The 21,081-nt window shown below is 71.0% G+C and carries 20 protein-coding genes and 3 pseudogenes; 10 read left to right on the top strand and 13 right to left on the bottom strand.

The genetic code is table 11. The features are described from left to right. Positions 1-203: 203 nt before the first annotated feature. A complete protein-coding gene (locus IE318_RS04500; RefSeq protein WP_229903330.1) occupies positions 204-1,046 on the bottom strand; it encodes a hypothetical protein in 843 nt (280 codons plus the stop codon). 126 nt (positions 1,047-1,172) lie between these two features. On the opposite strand from IE318_RS04500, the gene IE318_RS04495 reads away from it, so the two are divergent. Both IE318_RS04495 and IE318_RS04490 read left to right on the top strand, forming a co-directional pair. Next, complete coding sequence (locus IE318_RS04495) at positions 1,173-1,664, top strand: MaoC family dehydratase (RefSeq protein WP_189896612.1); 492 nt, start codon at positions 1,173-1,175, stop codon at positions 1,662-1,664. After that, entirely contained in the window at positions 1,661-2,389 is a 729-nt protein-coding gene (locus IE318_RS04490; protein WP_189896610.1) for a sulfite exporter TauE/SafE family protein, read from the top strand. The genes IE318_RS04495 and IE318_RS04490 overlap by 4 nt, the downstream gene beginning before the upstream one ends. 102 nt (positions 2,390-2,491) lie before the next feature. Here IE318_RS04490 and IE318_RS04485 read toward each other — a convergent pair whose 3' ends face one another. After that, positions 2,492-3,439, bottom strand: a complete 948-nt coding sequence (locus IE318_RS04485) for a LysR family transcriptional regulator (RefSeq protein WP_189896607.1) — start codon at positions 3,437-3,439, stop codon at positions 2,492-2,494. Positions 3,440-3,559: 120 nt separating this feature from the next. Between IE318_RS04485 and IE318_RS04480 the strand changes: the two genes are divergently transcribed. Both IE318_RS04480 and IE318_RS04475 read left to right on the top strand, forming a co-directional pair. Beyond that, positions 3,560-4,297 (top strand): SDR family oxidoreductase, encoded by a 738-nt coding sequence (locus IE318_RS04480; RefSeq protein WP_189896605.1) that lies wholly within the window; start codon positions 3,560-3,562, stop codon positions 4,295-4,297. Positions 4,298-4,404: 107 nt separating this feature from the next. Then, a complete protein-coding gene (locus IE318_RS04475; protein ID WP_189896603.1) occupies positions 4,405-4,809 on the top strand; it encodes an alpha/beta fold hydrolase in 405 nt (134 codons plus the stop codon). 53 nt (positions 4,810-4,862) lie between these two features. Here the strand turns inward: IE318_RS04475 and IE318_RS04470 are convergent, their stop codons facing one another. Together IE318_RS04470 and IE318_RS04465 are read right to left on the bottom strand one after the other, a co-directional pair. Continuing rightward, positions 4,863-6,098: a GNAT family N-acetyltransferase gene (locus IE318_RS04470; protein ID WP_189896600.1), complete on the bottom strand. Its 1,236-nt coding sequence runs from the start codon at positions 6,096-6,098 to the stop codon at positions 4,863-4,865. Between the two features lie 193 nt (positions 6,099-6,291). Next, positions 6,292-7,497, bottom strand: coding sequence for a cysteine desulfurase-like protein (locus tag IE318_RS04465; protein ID WP_189896598.1), 1,206 nt, complete (start codon positions 7,495-7,497; stop codon positions 6,292-6,294). Positions 7,498-7,727: 230 nt separating this feature from the next. On the opposite strand from IE318_RS04465, the gene IE318_RS04460 reads away from it, so the two are divergent. Together IE318_RS04460 and IE318_RS04455 are read left to right on the top strand one after the other, a co-directional pair. After that, complete coding sequence (locus tag IE318_RS04460; protein WP_189896596.1) at positions 7,728-8,576, top strand: hypothetical protein; 849 nt, start codon at positions 7,728-7,730, stop codon at positions 8,574-8,576. A gap of 101 nt (positions 8,577-8,677) precedes the next feature. Beyond that, the gene (locus IE318_RS04455) at positions 8,678-9,784 is read left to right on the top strand and encodes a PP2C family protein-serine/threonine phosphatase (RefSeq protein ID WP_189896593.1); all 1,107 of its coding nucleotides are present in this window, start codon (positions 8,678-8,680) and stop codon (positions 9,782-9,784) included. 339 nt (positions 9,785-10,123) lie between these two features. Here IE318_RS04455 and IE318_RS04450 read toward each other — a convergent pair whose 3' ends face one another. The 7 genes and pseudogenes from IE318_RS04450 to IE318_RS04425 form a co-directional block, all read right to left on the bottom strand. Continuing rightward, complete coding sequence (locus IE318_RS04450; RefSeq protein ID WP_189896591.1) at positions 10,124-11,389, bottom strand: hypothetical protein; 1,266 nt, start codon at positions 11,387-11,389, stop codon at positions 10,124-10,126. Between the two features lie 205 nt (positions 11,390-11,594). Then, on the bottom strand, positions 11,595-12,050 hold the full coding sequence (locus IE318_RS04445) for a cyclophilin-like fold protein (RefSeq protein WP_229903329.1): 456 nt from the start codon (positions 12,048-12,050) through the stop codon (positions 11,595-11,597). 272 nt (positions 12,051-12,322) lie between these two features. Continuing rightward, a pseudogene (locus tag IE318_RS04440) lies at positions 12,323-12,802 on the bottom strand (zinc-binding dehydrogenase); the annotation flags it as partial. Between the two features lie 220 nt (positions 12,803-13,022). Then, positions 13,023-13,609, bottom strand: a pseudogene (locus tag IE318_RS04435) (GNAT family N-acetyltransferase). Between the two features lie 49 nt (positions 13,610-13,658). After that, a pseudogene (locus IE318_RS44700) lies at positions 13,659-13,850 on the bottom strand (IS5/IS1182 family transposase); the annotation flags it as partial. 109 nt (positions 13,851-13,959) lie between these two features. After that, entirely contained in the window at positions 13,960-14,166 is a 207-nt protein-coding gene (locus tag IE318_RS04430) for a hypothetical protein (protein ID WP_189896587.1), read from the bottom strand. A 73-nt stretch (positions 14,167-14,239) separates the two neighbouring features. Further along, entirely contained in the window at positions 14,240-15,091 is an 852-nt protein-coding gene (locus tag IE318_RS04425) for a methyltransferase domain-containing protein (RefSeq protein WP_189896584.1), read from the bottom strand. A 28-nt stretch (positions 15,092-15,119) separates the two neighbouring features. On the opposite strand from IE318_RS04425, the gene IE318_RS04420 reads away from it, so the two are divergent. Next, positions 15,120-15,599 carry a MerR family transcriptional regulator gene (locus tag IE318_RS04420; RefSeq protein WP_189896582.1) on the top strand — a complete coding sequence of 160 codons (480 nt, stop codon included), beginning with the start codon at positions 15,120-15,122 and terminating at the stop codon, positions 15,597-15,599. A 79-nt stretch (positions 15,600-15,678) separates the two neighbouring features. Here IE318_RS04420 and IE318_RS04415 read toward each other — a convergent pair whose 3' ends face one another. Next, positions 15,679-17,265, bottom strand: a complete 1,587-nt coding sequence (locus tag IE318_RS04415) for an FAD-dependent monooxygenase (protein WP_268256727.1) — start codon at positions 17,263-17,265, stop codon at positions 15,679-15,681. A gap of 84 nt (positions 17,266-17,349) precedes the next feature. Between IE318_RS04415 and IE318_RS04410 the strand changes: the two genes are divergently transcribed. Next, positions 17,350-18,015: a TetR/AcrR family transcriptional regulator gene (locus IE318_RS04410; protein WP_189896579.1), complete on the top strand. Its 666-nt coding sequence runs from the start codon at positions 17,350-17,352 to the stop codon at positions 18,013-18,015. A 351-nt stretch (positions 18,016-18,366) separates the two neighbouring features. Here the strand turns inward: IE318_RS04410 and IE318_RS04405 are convergent, their stop codons facing one another. Continuing rightward, positions 18,367-18,945, bottom strand: coding sequence for a DinB family protein (locus IE318_RS04405; RefSeq protein ID WP_189897101.1), 579 nt, complete (start codon positions 18,943-18,945; stop codon positions 18,367-18,369). A gap of 362 nt (positions 18,946-19,307) precedes the next feature. On the opposite strand from IE318_RS04405, the gene IE318_RS04400 reads away from it, so the two are divergent. Both IE318_RS04400 and IE318_RS04395 read left to right on the top strand, forming a co-directional pair. Beyond that, positions 19,308-19,970: a M15 family metallopeptidase gene (locus IE318_RS04400; protein ID WP_189896577.1), complete on the top strand. Its 663-nt coding sequence runs from the start codon at positions 19,308-19,310 to the stop codon at positions 19,968-19,970. A gap of 176 nt (positions 19,971-20,146) precedes the next feature. Beyond that, entirely contained in the window at positions 20,147-20,950 is an 804-nt protein-coding gene (locus tag IE318_RS04395; protein WP_189896575.1) for an alpha/beta fold hydrolase, read from the top strand. Positions 20,951-21,081: the final 131 nt, after the last annotated feature.

Here is a 21,081-nt window from a genome sequence, read left to right as displayed (position 1 = left end):
GGGTGCGCGCTGGACGCGCTGATCCCCGCCGAGAACTCGCGCGAGCTCGCGGCGGGCATCCCGCACAGCCGCTACGCCGAGCTGGAGTGCGGCCACGTGGCGCGGGTCGAGCAGCCGGCCGAACTTGCCAAGCTCGTCGAGGAGTTCCTCGGCTGAGCCGGGCGCGCAGGCTCTGCGCCTACGGTGCTGAGTCGGCCGCCCCGCTAGCCGAACTCCCGCAGCACCTCGGCGATGTTGGCCCGGTACGTCCGCAGCGCCTTCAGCCCGGCGGCGTAGCGGTCGCGGTGATGTGCGATGTCCGCCGCCTGCTTCTGCGCCTGTACGGCGTGCCAGAGTTCGGCCGTACGGTGGCGGCGCTTGCAGGTGACGTCCGCGACGGCGGTGTCCCGCTCCCGCTGCGTATGCCGGGTGTTACCGTCGCTGCCCCGATGCCAGGCGTCGTCGGTGTACGCCGCCGCGGGGTCGGGATAGCGGGTGAATCCTTGCTCCGCCACACAGCGGGACCACACGTCCCAGGCCGCCCGGAGGCGCGGGTCGCGCTTGACCGCCTTGTCGACCTCGACCGCCCGGCTGCCGGCGTAGAGCCAGTCCCGCTCGAGGTCGATGCCGCGCATCAGCCGCCGGTTCGCCTCGGCGTTGCAGTCCGGCCAGTCCGCGTACTCGGCGTCGGTCATCCGGCGGCCCTTCGGCCGGGGCACCAGGGGCTTTGCCGGGTCCCAGCCGTAGCCCCAGCGGCGGGCGGTGTCGAGATCGAGGACGCCGTAGTCGGTGCCGACCGCGATGGCGACGACGGGGTCGCTGGGGTAGCGGGGGTCGAGCGGGAAGCCCGGATGGCCGCGGTCCGCCATGCACTGCCGGACCAGCAACGCCGATGCCCGCTGCGATCGCTGGTAGTCCTGCGGTGTGTACGCGTAGCGGTCGGCCGGGAGGGGGCCGAGGTCCGACGCCGCACCGATGGCCCCCGAGGGTTGCGTGCCGGAGGCGCAGAACGCCGTCAGCACCGCCACCCCAGCCGTGACACCCAGCCGCCATCCCCGCCTCGCCATGACCAGGGATGCTAGCGGGCGGCGGGTACGCGGTCGGTCGCGGGGCCCCTGACTCCCGAGAACATAGACAGTGTCTACAGCCGCCTGGTAGACACTGCCCATGGACGTCGAGGGGGCTCTTGAGACATGAAACACGATCAGCGCACGGACACCTTCACCGCGCCCATCGACGACCGGTATTTCGAGGACTACACGGCGGGCGCGACCTACGAGTACGGCAGCGTCGCGGTCACCCAGGAGGAGATCGTCGGCTTCGCCTCCCAGTACGACCCTCAGTCCTTCCACGTCGATCCAGTCGCGGCGCGGGAGGGGCCGTTCGGCGGGCTGGTTGCCAGCGGGTGGCACACCGTCGCCCTGATGATGCAGCTTTTCGCCAGGCACTACCTCTCGACGGTCGCGAGTCTCGGCAGCCCGGGCGTGGACGAACTGCGATGGCTCAAGCCCGTGCGCCCCGGCGACCGGCTCCGCCTGCGCCTGCACACCCTCGACACCCGGCTCTCCCGCTCCGACCCGCGGCGCGGCATCGTGCGCACGCTCGCCGAGCTCCTCGACCAGGGCGGCGAGCCGGTGCTGCGGGTGACGGTCGTGAATCTGCTGCGCACCCGCGACAGTGCATGAGCGGTGGGACGGCACAGCTGCTCCTCGGGGGCATCGTGATGATGGGCGCCTGTGTGCAATGGTTGACCGGCATGGGCTTCGCGCTCGTCGCCGTACCCGGGCTCGTACTCCTGCTCGGTCCGTCCCAGGGTGTCGCGCTGGCCAACTGCGCCGCCGGTGCCATCAGTGCCGTCGGGCTCGCCGGCGGCTGGCGGCGGGTGCGGCTCACGGCGATGGCGCCGTTGGTCGCAGCGTCCGTGTGCGCCGTCCCGGCCGGGACATGGGTGGCCTCCCAACTTCCGCACCCCGTCCTGTTCGTCGGGATGGGCCTCCTGGTGACCCTGGCCGTGCTGCTGGTGATGCGCGGCCTGCGCGTGTCCGCCCTGACCGGTACCCAAGGGGCGGTGGCCGCGGGCGCGGCGGGCGGGTTCATGAACGCCTCGGCCGGGCTGGGCGGCCCGCCGCTCTCCCTCTACGCGATGAACGCCGGCTGGACCGTCCGCGAGTTCGTGCCGAACGCGCAGTTCTACGGCATCGTCGTGAACGTCTTCTCCATAGCGGCCAACGGGGTTCCTCGGTTGGGCTCGACGGGGTGGGCGACGGCCGTCGCCGCGATGGCGATGGGCGCGGTCGTCGGCAGAGTGCTCGCCGAGCGCGTCTTGGAGGACCGGGCCCGCCGATTCGTCCTGCTGCTCGCGCTGGCCGGCGGGCTGTCGAGTCTGGCCAAGGGGCTGGGGGTGCTGTGAGCCTGGACCAGGCCGCCTTGTGCCGGCGGAACCCACGACAAGTGCGGGCTTCTTGTGGTGGCTAGCGCCGGTGCGGCGGAGCCACACGTGTGCCGGCCGTGTTCACCGTGACTGTCTTCGTGCACGAGGGGGACGTCGTGCCGCGCCGAGGTGCCGTCGGACATGCTCGGGCATGAGGAGGGCGTCGCGGCCGACGGCGTCGAGGAAGGCGGTGCTGAGCGGGTCGGCGTGTGGGCGGGTGTAGGCGGCCAGTACGCGGCGCACCGGCGGGTCGGGCCACAGGATGCGCCCGTTGAAGCGGGGCGGTACGAGATTCGCGGGGACGAGCGCGGGGCCGAGGCCGGCGGCGGCGAGCAGGGGCGCGGCGGCGGTCTGCTCGACGCGTACGGCGGCGCGCGGGTGGAATCCGGCCGCGGCACAGACGCGGTCGAGGAACTCGGCGAGCCCGTTGCCGGGGGCGTAGTGCACCCAGTCGCGGTCCGCGAGGGCCGGGAGCTGCACCTGGCTCTCGCTGCCCGTGGCGGCCGGGTCGTCCTCGCCGGTCACGATGACGAACTCCTCTGTGCCCAGCTCCCGTACGGGGCCGTCCCAGGAGCGCGGGGCGGGACCGACCGCGACATCGGCGCGGCCCTCGGTCATGGCGTCGACGAGTGCGTCGTCGTGCGCGAACTCCCGGAGCCGGACGCGGATTTCCGGTCGCTGCCTGTGCCAGGCACGTAGGACGGGAGGCAGTACGCCGAGCGTGACCGAGTAGACGGCGGCCACCTGGATCTCGCCGCGCTCGAGTCCGGCGGCTCGGCGGGCGGCGGTACGTGCCTGCCGGGCGACGGCCAGGGCGGCACGCGCGTGCGGCAGCATGGCGCGGCCCATGGGTGTGAGCCGGACGGCGCGCGGGAGACGTTCGAGCAAGGGGCCTCCGGCGTCCCGTTCCAGTACGCGCACCTGGTGGGACAGGGCGGGCTGCGAGACATGTAGGAGCTCGGCGGCACGGGTGAAGGAGCCGGTGTCGACGACGGCCACCAGGTATTCGAACTGACGCAGCGTAGCCATGCACAAAAGTTATCGCATCTCCAGAAATCAAGTCTTGGACCAATGAGTGGTGGGTGTCCGAGAGTCATGAGCGGGAGCCGGCCCAGGACGGGACGGCGGGACTCATACGAAGGACATCGCATGTTCACCGATGCACTGGCCAAGAAGGCTCTCGAGGGACGACGGCTGATCGTCGTCGGCGCCGGTTCGCACGTCGGACGGCATCTGGCGCAGACCGCGTCCGCCGCCGGGGCCGAGTTGGTCCTCGCCGGGCCCGACGCCTCGAAGCTGGCCGCGACGGCCGCCGGTCTGGCCGGACCCACGCGCACTCGGCTGGTCGACCTCGCGGACGAGGACTCGATCGCCGCGCTGGCCGCCGAGGCGGGCCCCTTCGACCATCTGGTGTCCACGGCGGCCATGCCCGCCAACGGCCCGCTGGCCTCGCTGGAACTGGCCATGGTGCAGCGCGCGTTCGCGGCCAAGGTCATCGGTCCTCTGCTGCTCGCCAAGCACCTGGCGGGACAGATGAACGAGGGCGGCTCCTTCACCTTCTTCTCCGGTGTGGCCGCCTGGCGGCCCGCCCCGGAGCGCGTGGTGATGGCCACCACCAACGGCGCACTGTCCTTCCTCGTGGAGGCCCTGGCGGTGGAGCTGGCCCCGCTCCGGGTCAACGCCGTGTCGCCGGGCATCGTCGACTCAGGCGCCTGGGACACGCTCGGCGAGGGCAAGGACGCGTTCCTGCGGGGCGTCGCGGAGCGCAACCCGGCACGACGGACCGGCACCCCCGACGATCTCGTACAGGCCGTTCTGTACGCGATCTCCAGCCCCTTCGTCACCGGGACGGTCCTGCACGTCGACGGCGGCGGCCGCCTCGGCTGAAGGCCCCCCACCATGGGCGTGAGGGCGCGCACCGCTCAAGTGGTGCGCGTCCTTCACCGGTTGGGCGTGCCTGCGCACCGGTACGCCCCACGCCTTCTGGTGCCACCATGCAAGAGCCCGGCACACGGCCGAGGCAGGGGGACGGCCAGGAGGGGGACGTATGGTGGACACCGCGGTGCTCGTGCACGGTCAGGCCCGACCGAGCCCCGCTGCTGTTCTGTGCGGACCTCGCCCAGGCGGCCGCCGACGAGGCCGTACGCCATCTGCGTCCGATGTCCGCCGCGGTCCTCGATCAGGCGCCGACCGCGATCGCCTGGCGCGGCCTGCCCTCGACGCACCTGCTGACCGGCCGCGACAACGCGACGCCCACCGTCGTCCAGCGCCGCCTGGCCCAACGTGCCGACCGCATCGAGGAGTTGCCCGACTCCAGCCACTCCCCGTTCTTGTCCCGCCCGAGGACGGTGGCCCGAACGATCGCGACGGCCGCCGGCCGGACGGCACCGCCCGGCTGACCGGGTCCGTGCGCGGCTTCGATCTCGACGGCTCCTTCTCGGCGGACGCGCGGTCAGAACCAGTGCAGGCAGTGCGGTGAGCGCTCGGCGCGGAAGAGGGCGTCAGCGACGGTGGCCACGCCCGGGCGGTGAGCCCGGATGTGTCCGGCACGCACGAGCGTGCTCGGTGCGGTGCCGCCGAGGTAGATCGAGCCCAGGTCGCTCACGTCCAGGGACAGGTCGGGCTCCCGGCCCGTCGGGACGCAGTCGGCCTTGCCGTCCCGGACGGTCAGCAGATAGCGGCCGTGCTCGCCGAGGAACGGGTCGTCGACGTCGAGGACGAGCTCGCCGTCCGTGAACCAGCCGCGCGCGGTCAGCGCACGCGGTACGTCCAGCAGCCGCACCCAGAGCCAGTCGGTGTCGCCGCCCACCTGGCCGGCGCGGAAGTCCGCAAGCTGCCAGCGCAGCGGATGCTGGGGCGGAAAGTGCTTGAACACGACCTCGGCGACCAGGTCGTGTCCGAGCACGAACCCGGCCAGGGCCGTGAAGACGGCGTCGTCGGCGGCGATGGTCTCGTCGACCGTCAAGGTATTGGCTTCGCCGACCGAGTAGCTGGCGTACCCGTCCGGTACTCCGTCGGCGTCACGGTGGACAGCGACGTAGCGCGGCGCCGGGGATATCGGGGGCTGCCCCGCACCCGAGGCCCACCAGCGGTGCGGCCGGGACAGCGCGCCGGGCTGTGCGCGGCGGTAGCGGTCGTAGACCTCTTCCAGGATCCCGCCGCACTCGGCACGCCGCAGGACCTCGACCGTGCCGGTGTCCGAGCCGGTCGCCGGGCCGTCGGCCGTTCCGCGCGCCCTGGGGAGAGTCAGGGCGCCCTGGTGGCGCGGCACCGTCAGCCGCTGCGTGTAGGTCGCCGGTCCGTAGCCGAACCTGCGGTAGATCAGGGCCTCGGAGGCCAGCAGTACGGAGAGGAACTCCCCTCGGGCCCGTAGTTCGCTGAGCTGATGCCGCATCATCGCGCTGAGTACGCCCTGGCGTCGGTGCGAGGGCAGGACGCCGACGGCGGTCACCCCGCTGGCCGGGACGAGGATCTCACCGGGCAGGGTGAGCTCGAAGGAGTACGCACCGGCGGTGCCGACGGGCCGTCCGTCCGCCGCCACGGCGAGCAGGTTGCGCTCCATCTCGAGCGCCGACCACCACACCCCGCCGCCGCCCTCGGCCGGGGTTTCCGGAAAGCGCCCGAACGCGGCGTGGAGTGTGTCGACGAAGACGTCGAGGTCCTGATCGGTCGTAGGACGGATCTCCATTGCTGCCGCTGCCTCCCCGGGATACCGGCACCACGACTCGTGGTGTCCCGCCACAGTGCAGCGTTCATCCGTGGCCAGGTCAAGCCGATTGATGCCTGCCTTGCATGGCGTGCGGCCGGTCGCAGCACGGCCCGGTCCCAGCCGGTCCCGGCACGGGGCTCAGGGGCCGGCCGGGCGGACACTTCTTGGCCGGCTACCGACCTTCGATGCTGCCCAGTGCCGTCAGCAGCCGGTCGATGTCCTCGTCGCAGGTGTAGGGGGCCAGCCCCACACGCACCGCGCCCTCGCTTCCGAGCCCGAGCCGTCGAGAGGCCTCCAGTGCGTAGAAGGATCCGGCCGGTGCGGCGACGCCGTGCGCTGCCAGGTGCCGGGAGACATCGGCCGAACTGCGGTCCCGCACCGTGAACAGCTGCGTCGGGGTGCGCCGCGCGGCCCGGGAGTACACGGTGATCCCGCCCAGGTCCGCGAGCCCTCGCTCCAGGCGCTCACGCAGGGCTTCCTCGTGGGACTCGATCACCGTGAACGCCGCCAGCAGCCGTTCCCGGCGGGTGCCGGCCGCGTCCGGCGCCAGGTCGGCGATGAAGTCCACGGCGGCCCGTGCACCGGCCAGCAACTCGTAGGGCAGCGTGCCCAGCTCGAAGCGCTCCGGGACGGCGTCGGTGGACGGCATCAGCTTGTCGGGCCGCAGTGTCTCCAGCAGCGCGGGCCGGCTCGCCAGCACACCCAGGTGCGGACCCATGAACTTGTACGGTGAGCAGACCAGCGTGTCGGCACCGAGGCCGGCCAGATCGACGGCGGCGTGCGCGGCGTAGTGCACCGCGTCGACATGGAGCAGCGCACCGGCCTGGTGCGCCAGTTCGGCGATGGCGGGCACGTCCGGCCGGGTCCCGATGAGGTTCGACGCCGCGGTGACGGCGACCAGCCGGGTCCGTGGTGACAGCACCGACGCCACCTGCCCGGGGTGCAACTCGCCCGTGTCCGGGTCGAAGTCCGCCCAGCGGACCGCGACGCCGACCGCCTCCGCCGCCTGTATCCAGGGACGTATGTTCGCGTCGTGGTCGAGCCGCGTGACCACCACGTCGTCGCCCGGGGCCCAGTCCTTGGCGAGCGCGCGCGACAGGTCGTACGTGAGCTGGGTGGCGCTCCGGCCGAACACGATGCCGCGCGGCTGGACGCCGAGCAGGTCGGCCAGGGCGAGCCGGGCGCCGGTGACGATGGCTTCCGCGTTGCGCTCGCCTTCGTTGGTCTGCCCCCTGTTGGCCAGGGGACGCGCCAGCGCGTCGGCGATCGCGTCGATGACCGGCTGGGGCGTCTGGGTGCCCCCGGGCGCGTCGAAGCGTGCGGAGTGGGACTTCAGGGCGGGGATCCGCGCGCGGACAGCGTCGACATCGAGGGCCATGTGGACTCCGGAAAGGGGCGGTGGCGGGAGGGGCGTAGAGGCGGCCCGACCGGCCACACGCCTGGCCGTACCGGGGCCTCGCATCGCATCATCGCAGCATCGGAGAGGCGGCGGTCACCTCGGGACAGCGTGCGATTACCGCGCGACGACCTCTGTGACGTGGACCGGTCCGGTGGGACGATGGCGGGGCAGATGCGTCTGCGGTCAGTTCGACCTTCCCTGGAGCACCCATGAACAACTGGCTCCTGTTCCGGATTTCCGCCGCGACGATCGTGGCCGGCCTGGCGCTGACCGGCTGCAGCGGCTCTGGCGGGTCTCCGAACGCGTCGGGATCGCCGTCCACCGCGCCGGGGACATCCGCGCCGCCGCTGTCGCACACACCCACACGCTCGAACTCGCCGGCACCGACGGCGGACGCTCCGGCAGGCACCCGTCCGCCGACCACGACGGCACCGCTCGGCACGCCGCCGCTCGGCTCGTGGAGCCTGCAGCCGATGTGGCCGTTCGCCACTCTCGCCCAGGCTCAGGCGTGGCAGCGTGCCTACCGTTCCGGCGGCCACCAGCCCTGGCATCTCGACCCGGAGCAGACCGCCCTCTCCTTCACCCGCGGCTATCTGGGCTTCGAGGAGATCGGCCGGGTCTCCTCACGCACCGTCAGCGGTCGGCACGCCCGCATCGGCGTCGCACGGACGGGGTCCGGGGGAGGCGCGGCAGCGGTGCTTCACCTCGTGCGGTACGGCACCGGCCCGGATGCCCCGTGGGAGGTCGTGGGCAGCGACGACACGACGTTCTCCCTGACCACGCCCGCGTACGGGTCATTGGTGCGCTCCCCGATGGTCACCGGCGGGCGGATCACCGGAGTGGACGAGAACATCCGCGTCCAGGTCCGCCAGCCCTCGTCCGCGGCGCCGTTGGGCACCTCCCCGTGCTGCACCGCGGCGGGCGGCACCGACCAGCCATGGCGCGTCCCGGTGTCTTTCACGGGCGCCCGTGACCCGGTGCTCACGGTGGTCGCGGTCACCGGCGGACACATTGCCGACGTCGAACGCTTCACCGTCACGGCGGTACGCACCCGCTGACCGTCGGCAACGTCTTCCGTGGGCGGCGTCACCGCCTGGGGGTCCGATGAGCTGGCCCAGCTTGATCCCTATGTCCATTATTTACCGATATGGTACGTTCCATGCTCTGGACTGGGTGGATGCGGCCCCCTCGCCCTCTCCGCGGGCGGTGGGGCGCCGCGCTGCTCTCGCCGGTGATCTTTACCGTGGTCGTCACCGCCCTGGCGTTCGTCACGCCGAGAAAGATCTCTTTCAGCCGCCTCTTGACCGCCGCACCTGCCCTCGCTGCCTCCACCTGGCCCGTGCTGCCCACGGTGCTGCTGGGAGGCGCCTGCATCCTGATCATGATCGCGTTGAGCCTTGTCTACCCCGATCTGGGCACCTGGTTCACCGTGGGAGCCATCGCCGCGGTCACAGTGGCTGCCGCATACGCCTGCCGGGTCCGGATCCAGCGGGAACAGGCATTCGTCCAGCTCCGCCTCGTCGCCGACGCGGCGGAGAAGGTGCTCTTGCGTCCCCTGCCGCACCGGGTCGGCTCCGTCGAAGTCGAGTCGATGTACCTCGCAGCCGCCGCACAGGCCCACATCGGCGGGGACTTCTATGAAGCCCTCGTCACTCCTTACGGCGTGCGACTGATCCTTGGCGACGTACGGGGCAAGGGCCTGCCGGCCGTAGGAGCGGCCGCGGCGGTGGTCAACTGTTTCCGGGAAGCCGCATACGACGAGCCGAGCCTGGAGGGGATCGTCCGCCGCCTGGACGCCAGCAGCACCCGGCACAGCTGTACGTTCCCCGCCGAGGAATCCCTGGAGCAGTTCATCACCGTGGTGCTCGCCGAGTTCCCGCACCAGGGCGGCCACATCAAGCTCCTCAACTGCGGGCATCCCCCACCACTGCTCCTGCGCCACGGCAAGCTCCTCGTCCTGGATCCCACCGCTGCCTCACCGTGCCTCAACCTCGCGGCACTCATCGGCTCCCGCTACACCACGGACACGGTCGCCTGCGCCCCCGGTGACCAGCTCCTCTTCTACACCGACGGTGTCATCGAGAGCCGGAGCCCCAGAGGCGCATTCTTTTCGCTGCAGGACTGGATGCGTCGGCACAACGCAGCCGGACCCAAGGCACTGCTCGACAGGCTTCATCGAGATCTCCTCCAGCACAGTGGCGGTGGACTCGACGACGACGTGGCAGCTCTGGCCGTACGCCTCTCTGACAGGTCAACGGTTCCCTGACCGGGCAGGAGACCGTCCGTTCCGGCTCGGGGGTGCACCGTGTGCGGGCGTCAGGTGCCCTACGCCATGACCTCTTACCGGCCCGAAAAGGTCACCTGTCCGGCATGCCGGGAACACGCACACCGGCAGTATCTGCGCTTCGCGGACCAGGCCGAGCGTCTGAGCCGGATGCCCGGCGTGAACATCTCCAGCGATCAGGCGGCCAGGTCCGCGGAGTGGCACCGGGACCTCGCGAGAAGGTTCTCCGGCTGATGAGTGGGTCGTATGAGTGGTCGTAGGCCGTCAGTGCCCGCGTGACCGGCTGACCCGCCGCGGCTGGGCGGCGGGTTTCGGTCGCCCTCAGGGTGCGATGGTGACATGGGCCGTGTCGTTCGCGGGACGGTTGTCGGAGGGGGAGCCCGTCAGCTGAACCAGGCCGGTCCCGGGTTCGTTCAGGCTCAGGGTGAAGTCGAGGGTGTGCGTCTCGCCCTCGGGCGTGGCGGCCAGCTCGCAGGTGTAGGTGTCGCGCTGTTGCGTGTCGAAGGCGTGCTCGCAGAGCGGCTCGTACACATCGTCGTCGATCGCCCGCATCGGCTGCTTCACCACCAGGGAGCCGAGAGGGACGGTGAATACCATGCGCAACACCGTGCCGGGCCCCAGCTCACCCGGCCCGTTGTTACGGGCGCCGATGCTGATCCGCTGCTCGGTGCCGAGCTTGCCGCGTACCGTGGCGCCGATCGCGGCGAAGTCGGCACCCATGCCCATGCCCAGCCTGACGTTCGTCCACGCCACGTGCGCGCCGCTGAATGTGCCCTGACCGGCGGGCGACCGGGAGACGTCGTGAGGAGTCAGCTCGTCGCCATGGCCCATGTCCCCTTGTGTCGGCCAGCCGTCGTCCGGCCGCGGTCCCGTCACCAGCGGCCACACCGACTCGCGGACCATGGAGGACACCTGCTTCGCGGGTGCGTCGAACTCCAGTGCCGGCGTGAACGTCACCGTCTCACCGGGGCCGACACGTAGGTCCGGGAAACGGCACACCGCCACACGGCCCTTGTAGAAGCCCATGTAGCGGCAGTTGCGGTACCGCTGCCGGGGAGCCATCGCCCGGGCGTCGATCCCGAAGCCGACGCCCTGCACGGCGACCTCACCGGTGTTACGGATGGTCAGCGGAAACGTGACCCGACCACCTGGAGCGGCCGTCACGTTCTCGCGGTGCCACAGTTCGAGCACGGGTTCGCCGACGACCACGCGTGTGCTTGCCGTGCGAACTGTTCCGTCGGCCGTGGTGAGCCGGTAGTGGATGAGGCCGGTGTCGCCGGCCTTGCTCCCCTCGGCCGCGATCGGGGTCACCTCGTCCGTGACGGACACGGGACCGAAGTTCGGGCCCGGCCCCATCGAGCAGGTGACACCGGCCGTGTCGCCCGTACAGTAGGGGACCTTGCGCCACTCCAGCCGGACGACCTTGTCCGCCCCTCGCGCGTCGATGGTGAGCCTCGCTCGCGGCCCTTCCGGCGCCGTCTGCTCACCGCCAGGCCGACTCACCCCATCGACCTTGACCTTGAACCCGACCTTGTCCGGCTGGCCCGTCCGGTCACCGGGCGGACGGAGGTAGTAGACCTTCGGCACGGTCAACTCCACCCCGTGCCTCGTGCTTGGCCTCGCCGGCCCACACGCGCCGCTGCCAAGCAGTACTCCGAGCACCACGCACACGACAGCCGCATGTCGCGGCAACCGCCGCACACCAGGCGGCGACGACCGCACGGCGTGGGTCATGGTGCGTCTTGTGGAACCGTCCGACGTCATGGTCGGCCATTGTCGACCGCGCCCACGATCAAGACAATCTCGCACTCGCGGCGGGCATTCGCAATGCACCGGCCTCGAGATGGCCGAGGACGAGGAGGTCGGCGGTGGCGGATGGGCCGTCCTGGTAGAAGAGGGCGAGATTGCCCCACGGTGCGTAGTAGGCGAGATCTCCGGGCTTGGCCGCGGACGGTTCAGGGGCACCGGCGGTGGTGAGCTCGCGCGGCGGGTAGCCGACCCGCTCCGTCCCGTGGAAGTCCTTCAGGTCCGGGGTGAGCGGGAGCAGAGTGGCCAGGTCACGGGCGGCGGGGCTGTCGTTCAAGGTCGCGTCGACGGCTCGGCCGTCGAGGGTGACACGGATGTCCATGGCGGTGTTCCTGTCCGAGCCGGACGGGGTGCTGGACGCCGACATCTCCTGCCGCCCCGCCGACGAGGCCGGCCCGGAGGGCGAGGGTGCGTCCGGTGAGTTGGTGGAGCAGCCCGTCATGGCCGGCAGCAGAGCGGCTGCCGGGGCGGCACGGGGCATCGTTCGGCGAGATGGGGATGGGCTCCTCGGCGAGCACCTCATGCGGCATCCGCGCGTGCGCACTCTCGGCTGCGAACGCGATCGAGGTGCGGCCGGCTCGGGGTACGGCCCACAGGCCGGGGTCCGCGCCGACGAGGGCGAAACGTGGTCATGGTGCGTCCTTGGCGGGGGAGCGAACGGAGGCGCGGTGAGGCGCCGGTCCTGCGTGGGGCGGAGGCGGGGCAGGGGCGGGGTCAGGGCGTGAGGAGGGTCTTGATGGCGCGGCGTTCGTCCATGGCCTTGTAGCCTTCGGCGACCTGTTCCAGGGGGAGGGTGAGGTCGAAGACCCTGCCGGGGTTGATCCGGTCGGTCAGGACGCGGTCGATCAGGTCGGGCAGGTAGCGGCGTACGGGGGCGCGGCCGCCGCGCAGGCCGACGTGGGAGAAGAACAGTTCCTGGCCGTCGATGGCGACCTGGTGGGGGACGCCGACGAAGCCGACGTTGCCGCCGGGCCGGGCGGAGGCCAGGGCCTGCCGCATGGACTGCGCGGTGCCGACGCACTCCAGCACGGAGTCGGCGCCGATCCCGCCGGTCATCTCCTTGATCCGGGCCACGCCCTCCTCGCCGCGCTCGGTGACGATGTCGGTGGCGCCGAACGCCCGGGCGAGCTGCTGCCGCGGCTCGTGCCGGCTCATCGCGATGATCCGCTGCGCGCCCATCTCCCGGGCCGCGAGAGAAGGCCGGGCCGTCCGCGCCCGCACACGGGCGGGCCCGGGCACGCCCGGGGTGGCCGGGGTGCCACGTCTTCCAGACAACCGCTCTTCCGCGCGGGCAGCGAGTCACCAGCAAGGGGTGTACCGGCAGTACACCCCTCCCACGGCCCGCGGGACGCACGGTCGAGGGGTGGCCGGGACGACAACGGGGTCCCTCGGCGAGACAGCGCGGCGGCCGGGCTCAGTCGCCTCGGATGCGGGCATGCAGATGCATGTCGTGCCGGCCGTCGTCATGCACGGCGGCGCTGCGCTTGGTGCCTTCCAGGAGGTAACCGGACTTGGTGGCGACCCTGCACGAGGCGTGGTTGTGGGTCGAGTGGTCCAGCTCCAGCCGGTGGAAGCCGACCTCGTCCAGGGCCCAGGCGGTGAGCGCCGACAGGCCGCGCGAGGCCACACCGGCGCCGCGGGCGGCCGGGAGCACCCAGTAGGCCACGTCTGCCGTGCCGTCGTCGAAGTTCAGACCACGTAGTGCGATCCGGCCGAGTACCTCGACGCCGTCGCGGGTGATCGCCCAGTGGCCCCCCTTCTCGTGTTTCCAGTCCTGGCGATATGTGTCGAACCATTCCCGGACCTGGAGATCGGTGGTGGGTCGACGCGTGTGCCAGCGGCGGATCTCATCGTCCTGGTAGGCAGACAGGAACGCCGGTGCGTCGGCTTCCTCCCAGGGGCGCAGCAGCAAGCCCCCGGTGGCGGGGGGAGCACGGGTTGGGGGGAGCCACCGAGCAGGCCGGAGGCGATGACGGGCGGCGTCGACACAGCGCGAGTCATGCACCATGATCGCCCGACGCCGACCGCACGCGCCAACGACAGCCATCGGTCGGCGCGTCACGGCCGCGTGCCGATGAGCGCGGCAGGTCGTGGAGTCGACGCTGACCATGCTCCGGTCGATCCGGCCTCCGGCATCGGCATCGGCCCGGACGGCCCTCAGGATCTTCTCCCACGTGCCGTCCGCCGACCACCTGCGATGATGGTCGTGAACCGTCTTCCACCAACGGAAGCGGGACGGCAGATGCAAGGATCTGGTGTGTCCGACGGGTCGGCACAGTCCCTGCGACTCTCCCGGCTATGCTCGCGCGGGAGCGCCCCGCGGCGCGTGACTGCGGGGCGCCTTGTGGCGTCTAGTCGATCGCCTGCCCGTCGTGCATACCGCCCTTGCAGAGGTTGTCCATCAGATCGGGCATTCCGCCGCCCTGCTTGCACTCAGAAGGGGTGACGCTGGATCGGGCACCCTGTGTGGCGGCGGTGGCGGTGGCGGCGCCTGTGAGGCCGAGTCCGGCGAGGGCTGCCGTGGCGATGACGGCGGCGAGGATTCGTCGAATGCGCATGTGGTTCCCCTTTCACGGATTGCCTCGGTTGGGGCCACTAGTCAGCTTGATCTTCACCCATGTGGGTGGCACGTCATGTTGGGCCATTCGGGTGACAGTGCTGTCGGGTGCGGGGTCGATGACGTGACCCGTCGGACAGGTCCTGGGCCTGGGCGGGGACGGAGGCAGCGGCCACGAAGAACGGGATGGCGATGAGGAGGCGGCCGGCCTCGGCGCGTCGGCGCTGCTCGGCGAGCCACTGGTCCGCCTGGTCACGGCTGACGGCACCGCTCGTGCAGGCCGGGTCCGCGAGCCTGGTGAGCAGCGACAGCATCGCGGGGTCGGTGAACACGGTGGTGTGCACCTCGACCGTGACGCCGTCGAAGCCGCCGTCCAGGAGCAGGTTGCGGTACTGGCGGGCGGCGCGAGGCGCGCCCAGGAGGTCGGCACGGGCGTGCACGATCGTGCGGGTGAGGGCCGCGTCATCAGAGTCGATCACGACCGCGTCCCAGTCCTGCCCGACCAGGACGATCCTGCCGCCCGGGCGGAGGACGCGCCGCGCTTCCGCCAGCGCGCGTCCCGGCTCCGGAAGTATGTGGAGCACCTTGTCGGCGCGGTAGCCGTGCACACTTCGGTCGGCGAACGGCAGATCCTCCGCGCCCGCCTCCCGGAACTCGGCCGCCGACCACCGTTCCCGGGCCGCGGACAGCATCCACGGGTCCGGGTCCACGCCCACCGCTCGGACCCCGCGTTCGGCCAGCTCGGCGACGGCGCGTCCGGCGCCGCAGCCGACGTCCACGACGGTCGAGCCCGGGACGAGAGAGAGCAGTTCGTAGGAGCGAGCCCGCAGCCGGGTGGCGCTCGGCAACCGGTCCGCCGCATCGAGGAGGGACAGCAGGGCCTTGGTGTCGCGGTGCTCTTCCACCGCTTCCTGGTTCTTGGACATGGACGTCAGGCTGCGACTTAATGTCGGCATGAAGTCAAGCGAAGACGCCGGCGCCGGCGCGATGAGCATCGGCGCCCTCGCGGCACGGTTCGGCCTGGCCACGCACGTCCTGCGGCACTGGGAGTCGATGGGCCTGCTGCACCCCGGTCGGGACGCGGGCGGACGCCGCCGCTACGGCGCCGACGACCTCACCCGCGTGGCGGTGATCCTCCTCTGCAAGGAGGCCGGTCTCGGAATGGACACCATCAGGAGCCTGTCCGCCACCGTCGACCGCACGACCCGGCACGAGATCCTGCGTCACGAGGCCGAGGAGCTCCGATCGAGAATCGCGGCGGCCCAGGCTTCATTGGAATTCATCGAGGGCGGCCTGACCTGCGAGCACGAGGACTTCACCCAGTGCCCGAACTACCGGCGTCTCATCGCCGAGCGGATAAGCCCCCGAGTGCCGGCACCCGCGCGCGTGCCAGACGGCAAGCCGCTTGCCGCGCGGACTCGGAGATCGTCTTGATCACCGCCCACGGCACGCTGCCACCGCCGGTGGCACCCCGTTACGTGGGCAGCCCTTGATCGGTGGCGCCATCAGTGGCCTAAGCGGCGTCCGGCCTGACCAAGTGGCGGGCGATCGCGGCGAGCAGGGCGTCGGGGTCGGCGGGGCCGGTCGCGGCCCAGCAGACGTAGCCGTCGGGGCGGATCAGCAGCACGTCGGCGCCCAGCGGTTCCGCGCCCAGGGCGTACCCGGCCCGGACGGCGTCGACCCGCTCCGGCAGCCGCAGTCCCTGCGGTAGGTCCCCCGCCAGATCGAGCAGCACCGCATGCCCCTCGCGGAACAGCGCCGAAAGGCGCACCGGAAGGTCGCCGTCCGCGGTGATCAGCTCCACGTCCGGGACACGCTGCCCGGTCAGCGGGTGGCTGCCGGAGCCGTCGCCGTCGGAGCCGTCGGAGCCGTCGGAGTCGCCGGAGTCGCCGGGGAGCGGATAGGCCAGTGCGAGGCCGGAGACCAGGCCGGCCAGGTGCCGGTTGGTGTCGGGCAGCCGCAGCAGGTCGACGACGATGTCACGCAGTGCGGCCACGTCCTCGCTCGGGTTCGGATCGGCGAGGACCCGCTGCGCCGAGGTGTGGTGCAGGACCTGCGCGGCGACCGGGTGCCGCTCGGTGTGGTAGCTGTCCAGCAGGCCCTCGGGGGCGCGGCCCTGGACTGTCGCGGCCAGCTTCCAGCCGAGGTTGAACGCGTCCTGGACACCGAGGTTGAGCCCTTGGCCACCGAGCGGCGGGTGGATGTGCGCGGCGTCGCCGGCGAACAGCACGCGGCCCTGGCGGTACTGCTCCACCTGCCGGGTGGCATCGGTGAACCGCGAGGAGTTCTTCACCTCGGCGAGCACCGTCTCCGGCCCGTAGAGCGCCTCCAGGGCGGTGGCGATCTCCTCCCGGGAGACGGGGGTGTCGCGATCCACCGCCCCCTCGCCGACCGGCCCGAACGTGAACCTGTACCAGCCCGCGCGCATCGGGACGGTCATCGCCCAGTAGCCGCCCGCCTGGCGCATCATCGTGTTCATGTGCCCGATCTCGCGCGGCACCAACTCCGACACCGAGGACAGCCGTACGTCGGCCAGCACCCCCGGGCGGGTGCCCGGCCGCCCGGGGAAGGACGCCCCGACCAGCCTCCGCACCGTGCTGTGCCCGCCGTCGCAGGCCACCAGCCACCCCGCGCGTACCCGGCGGTCGTCCGCCGTCTCCGCGGTGACCCCGTCGGCGTCCTGCGTCACTGCCGTGACCGCCGCGCCGCGCAGTATCCGCGCGCCGAGCGCGGTCGCGCGCTCCTCCAGCACCTCCTCGATCTCCCACTGGGCGAGCCCGATCGGATAAGGATGCCGGGTATTCCAGGGGGAGCAGTCCAGCGGCACCGGCAGTGTCGCGAAGTGCCCGCCCACCGCACCGCGCACCGGAGCCCGCTTCTCCAGCGGCTCCAGCAGCCCGCGCATCTCCAGCAGCTCGGCGGTGCGCGGTTGGATCCCGCCGCCCTTCACCTGCTCGACGCGCTGCGCCAGCTGCTCCAGGACCAGCGTGTCCACACCCGCCTGTGCCAGCTCGCAGGCCAGCATCAGCCCGGTCGGCCCGGCCCCCACGACGACGACCTCGGCCTCGATGGCCTCGATCCCGGTGACTTCGTCCACCACGGCGCACTCTCCTCTTCCTCGCCTGAGTGCAAATGTATACCAGGTGCAGAAATCCACTTGGGAGACTTTGCTACCGTGGCGGGCGTGGAAGGCAGGTCGGAGCCGGGACAGCCAGGACAGCAAGGAAAGCCAGGGCTGCGCGAGCGCAAGAAGCAGCGCACCCGCGCCGCGATCTCCGACGCCGCGATCCACCTGTTCCTGGAGCACGGGTTCAACGAGACCTCCGTGGCTCAGGTCGCCGAGGCGGCAGAGGTCTCCAAGCGCACCCTGTTCGCCTACTTCCCCTCCAAGGAAGACCTGGTCGTGCACCGCCTCGCCGATCACGAGGCCGAGTCCGCCCGCGTCGTGCGGGCCCGTCCGCCCGGCACCACCCCGCTGGCCGCGCTGCGCGCGCACTTCCTCGACGGCCTCCGCGACCGCGACCCGATCACCGGCCTCAACGACCACCCGCAGGTGCGCCGGGTGCACCGGATGATCCTCGCAGCGCCCTCCCTGGTCGCCCGGATGGATCGGTTCAGGTCGGGCGCCGAGCGTGCGCTCGCCCAGGCACTCCAGGAGACCGCAGACACCACGGAGTTGACGGCGCGTCTGGCCGCCGTCCAGATCGTCGGTGTGCAGTGGGCCCTGGCCTCCGACAACGCCGACCGCCTCGCCTTCGGCGAATCCGCCGACGCGCGCTACCCGGGCGCGGTCGCCGACGCGCAGCACGCCTTCGACCTCCTCGAGAACGGCCTGCGGCGGCTGGCCTGAGGGCGGTGCCGTGGTCCGAAGGCCGGGCGGCCCGAAGCGCTACGCCATCGAACTCCTCAGCTCCGACACGCAGGGTGTGGGATACCTGCTCAAGGACCAGGTCGCTCGCGTGGAGGAGTTCCTGGACGCTCTGATTGTTGCGCAGGCTGCAGCCGCTGACGTCCGCAGGGGCGTCGGTGCGGCCGTAACCGCGCTGGGCCAGGAGACACTTCTGGCCCGGACTCGGAGGTGTGCTCGACACGGAAGGGTCAACGGCCTGCCGCGGCAGCACTGTTCCCAGGTCACCGACCCGTCACGACACACCCACCAGGACCTGGACGCGGTCGCCGCCGTACGCACAACCGGCCGTGATCACTGGCCTACTCGGCCGTCGATCCGCTCGCGGAGGAGGTCGGCGTGGCCGCAGTGCCGCGCGTACTCGGCGATCTGCATCACCAAGATGTCGCGAAGCTGGGCGTCCCCACCAGGTCGGGTGCCGAGGTCGGGGAAGCGGGCTATGAACCGGTCGGTCAGTTCCATCTCGGCCCGCCACTGACGCCAGGCGTCCTCCACGACCGCCGGGTCGGCGGTCGCGCCGTTCCAGTCGCCGTCGCGGTCTTCGGCGGTGCGGTAGATCCTGGGCGAGTCCTCACCGGCCAACCGGCGAAAGTGTCGTTCATCCTCGGCCATGTGCCGCACCAGCCCGAGCAGGGACATCGTGGACGGCGGTACGGCGCGCACGGCCATCTGTTCGGCGTCCAGGCCGGCGCATTTCATTTCCATGGTGAGGCGGTAGTGACGCAGACCGTCGAGCAGCGTACTGCGTTCATCGACGCTCTCGGCATCGCTCTCGCGCGGATCCTCGTCCGGATCGACCCACATGTCCGGATAGACGGTCGCCTGCGTCCACCGAGTTACCTCTGGTTCATTCATGCGCTCAATTGATTCCATCCGGGCATCCTCGTGTGCGGCAACACCGCTCGCCACCGAATTGATGGTCTGAGTCAGCGGCGTGAGCGAGGAGTGCGGCGTGGACAAGGCGGTCCAAGTCCGTTTCGGGAATGCCACGTTAATCCAGTATCCGTCCCTGGCCCTGGTCCAGTGCGCGGGACCATACGGCCCCTGGTCCTCCAGAAGTGCCCTCGGCAACTGAACTTGAACTCGTGATATCGGGCCTCGCGGGCTGAGGTGTGTCAGATGTGGGCCCTGATTTGCTGCACTGGATGTCCGAGTGCGTCCCCGATGGCGGTCAGGTCCTCGTTGCTGAACCAGGTGAACTCGGGCTCCAGAAGCACCTGCGAGATCATCGCGGGATGACTGAGATCATCTTGATGTCGGATCCACGAGTCGCGGCCATCCCCGTGCACGAGTGCGGTGAGCCGCTCATCGACATCCGGAGGGGCGGTCCGCTCCTTGTGGACCTGCGGAAGCAGAACGACTCGGACGCCTTCTTCTACCTGCGCGAAGGCGTCCTGGAGCGTCTGCGTCAGGCGCAGACGCAGTTGCCGGCCGGCCTGAGGTTCTTGGTGGTCGAGGGTTATCGTCCCCCGGGGCTGCAGCGCCGGTATTTCGAGAGGTATGCGGCGAGACTGCGAGTTGAGCACCCTGGATGGTCTGACGAGCAGATCCGGTCGGCGGCGAGCCGCTTCGTGTCACCCCCCGAGATCGCGCCGCACAGCGCGGGAGCGGCGGTGGATCTGACACTCGCGGATGCGGACGGCCGAGAGCTCGATATGGGTACGCCTATGAACGCGACGCCGGAGGAGAGCGCCGGCGCCTGCTACACCGACGCCGCCGGGATCAGCGAGCGGGCGAGCGCCCACCGAGAGATTCTGGGCCGAGCGCTGACGGCCGCCGGCTTGGTGAACTACCCGACGGAGTGGTGGCACTGGTCATTCGGCGACCGCTACTGGGCGTTGATCACAGGAGCGGCAAGCGCCTGTTACGGGCCGAGCCAGCGGGGCGTGCGCGAATGACCGTTCTCGGCTGAGCGGCGGTGACCCGACAGGCTGTCGTAGTGATTGGGGCGTCCGCACGAGCGGATGTCCCTTCCGCTGCGGCTTCTGGTTCTCCAGTTGATGGTTCGTTGGAACACGGCAGCGAGGCCTGCCCAAGCTGTCGTACGGAGATCATCGCGCGCTAGGGTGCCGAGGTGATGTGGACCGAGCGTGTGGTCGAGCGGGAAGGCGTGCGGCTTGTCTGCCGGGACTGGGACGGAGACGGGCCGGCGCTGGTGCTGTTGCATGGACTGGCCGGTCATGCGGGGGAGTGGGATGCACTGGCAGGATCCCTGAGCCCGGAATATCGGGTGGTCGCAGTCGACCAACGCGGTCAAGGCGCCAGCGACCGCTTCCCTGCTGATGTCTCCAGGGACGCCTTCGTCGAAGACGTCGTCGCCGTGGCAGATCAGTTGGGCCTGGAGCGCGTTGTTCTGGTCGGTCAGTCGCTGGGCGGACACACGGCCATCTTGGCCGCCGCGCGGCATCCTGAGCTGGTCCGTGCGTTGGTGGTCATCGAAGCCGACGTGAGCGGCCCCGACCCCGAATGGCCGGTTCACATCCGCCGGTGGTTCGACTCGTGGCCGGCCCCCTTTCCCTCGCGCGATGCTGCGGTCCAGTTCTTCGGCGGCGGAGTGATCGGCACGGGCTGGGCGGATGGCCTGGAGGAACGCGGTGGGCAGTGGTGGCCCCGCTTCGACCGGGACGTGATGGTCCGGTCCGTGGCGGATGCCGCGCAGCACTCCTTCGCGCACGAGTGGGAGCGCATCACCTGCCCCACTCTGCTCATCCTCGCCCAGCAGAGCTTCATCTCGCCTGCGCGGGTCGATGATCTGATGCGCCGACGCGTCCCTACTGTGTCCGTCAGCATTCCTGGAACCCGTCATGATCTGCACCTGGAGCAACCCGAGATCGTGTACGGCCTGATCTCCCCGTTCCTCGCCGGTTCTTCTGCGTAGGGTTGCGCTGAGAGCTGTGCCGGTGGGCCGCGTTGAGCCGGCGGCCGTCTGCTGGTTCTGAGTCGAAGGTCGAGCGGAAGCACAGCGTGTCATGGCGGACGGTTCGCAAGGCAGTGGGCTCGGCCTGGCCG

The organism is Streptomyces spiralis, from assembly GCF_014654675.1.
Classification (GTDB): Bacteria; Actinomycetota; Actinomycetes; order Streptomycetales; family Streptomycetaceae; genus Streptomyces; species Streptomyces spiralis.
Note: the sequence above shows the minus strand (reverse complement) of the source record. Positions and strands in the feature narration are given on the sequence as shown.

Bases quoted from the DNA above. Each gene is read 5' to 3' on its own strand.
- IE318_RS04500 (WP_229903330.1), bottom strand. From the start codon at position 1,046: ATGGCGAGGCGGGGATGGCGGCTGGGTGTCACGGCTGGGGTGGCGGTG.
- IE318_RS04495 (WP_189896612.1), top strand. From the start codon at position 1,173: ATGAAACACGATCAGCGCACGGACACCTTCACCGCGCCCATCGACGAC.
- IE318_RS04490 (WP_189896610.1), top strand. From the start codon at position 1,661: ATGAGCGGTGGGACGGCACAGCTGCTCCTCGGGGGCATCGTGATGATG.
- IE318_RS04485 (WP_189896607.1), bottom strand. From the start codon at position 3,439: ATGGCTACGCTGCGTCAGTTCGAATACCTGGTGGCCGTCGTCGACACC.
- IE318_RS04480 (WP_189896605.1), top strand. From the start codon at position 3,560: ATGTTCACCGATGCACTGGCCAAGAAGGCTCTCGAGGGACGACGGCTG.
- IE318_RS04475 (WP_189896603.1), top strand. From the start codon at position 4,405: ATGCAAGAGCCCGGCACACGGCCGAGGCAGGGGGACGGCCAGGAGGGG.
- IE318_RS04470 (WP_189896600.1), bottom strand. From the start codon at position 6,098: ATGGAGATCCGTCCTACGACCGATCAGGACCTCGACGTCTTCGTCGAC.
- IE318_RS04465 (WP_189896598.1), bottom strand. From the start codon at position 7,497: ATGGCCCTCGATGTCGACGCTGTCCGCGCGCGGATCCCCGCCCTGAAG.
- IE318_RS04460 (WP_189896596.1), top strand. From the start codon at position 7,728: ATGAACAACTGGCTCCTGTTCCGGATTTCCGCCGCGACGATCGTGGCC.
- IE318_RS04455 (WP_189896593.1), top strand. From the start codon at position 8,678: ATGCTCTGGACTGGGTGGATGCGGCCCCCTCGCCCTCTCCGCGGGCGG.
- IE318_RS04445 (WP_229903329.1), bottom strand. From the start codon at position 12,050: ATGACGGGCTGCTCCACCAACTCACCGGACGCACCCTCGCCCTCCGGG.
- IE318_RS04430 (WP_189896587.1), bottom strand. From the start codon at position 14,166: ATGCGCATTCGACGAATCCTCGCCGCCGTCATCGCCACGGCAGCCCTC.
- IE318_RS04425 (WP_189896584.1), bottom strand. From the start codon at position 15,091: ATGTCCAAGAACCAGGAAGCGGTGGAAGAGCACCGCGACACCAAGGCC.
- IE318_RS04420 (WP_189896582.1), top strand. From the start codon at position 15,120: ATGAAGTCAAGCGAAGACGCCGGCGCCGGCGCGATGAGCATCGGCGCC.
- IE318_RS04405 (WP_189897101.1), bottom strand. From the start codon at position 18,945: ATGGAATCAATTGAGCGCATGAATGAACCAGAGGTAACTCGGTGGACG.
- IE318_RS04400 (WP_189896577.1), top strand. From the start codon at position 19,308: ATGACTGAGATCATCTTGATGTCGGATCCACGAGTCGCGGCCATCCCC.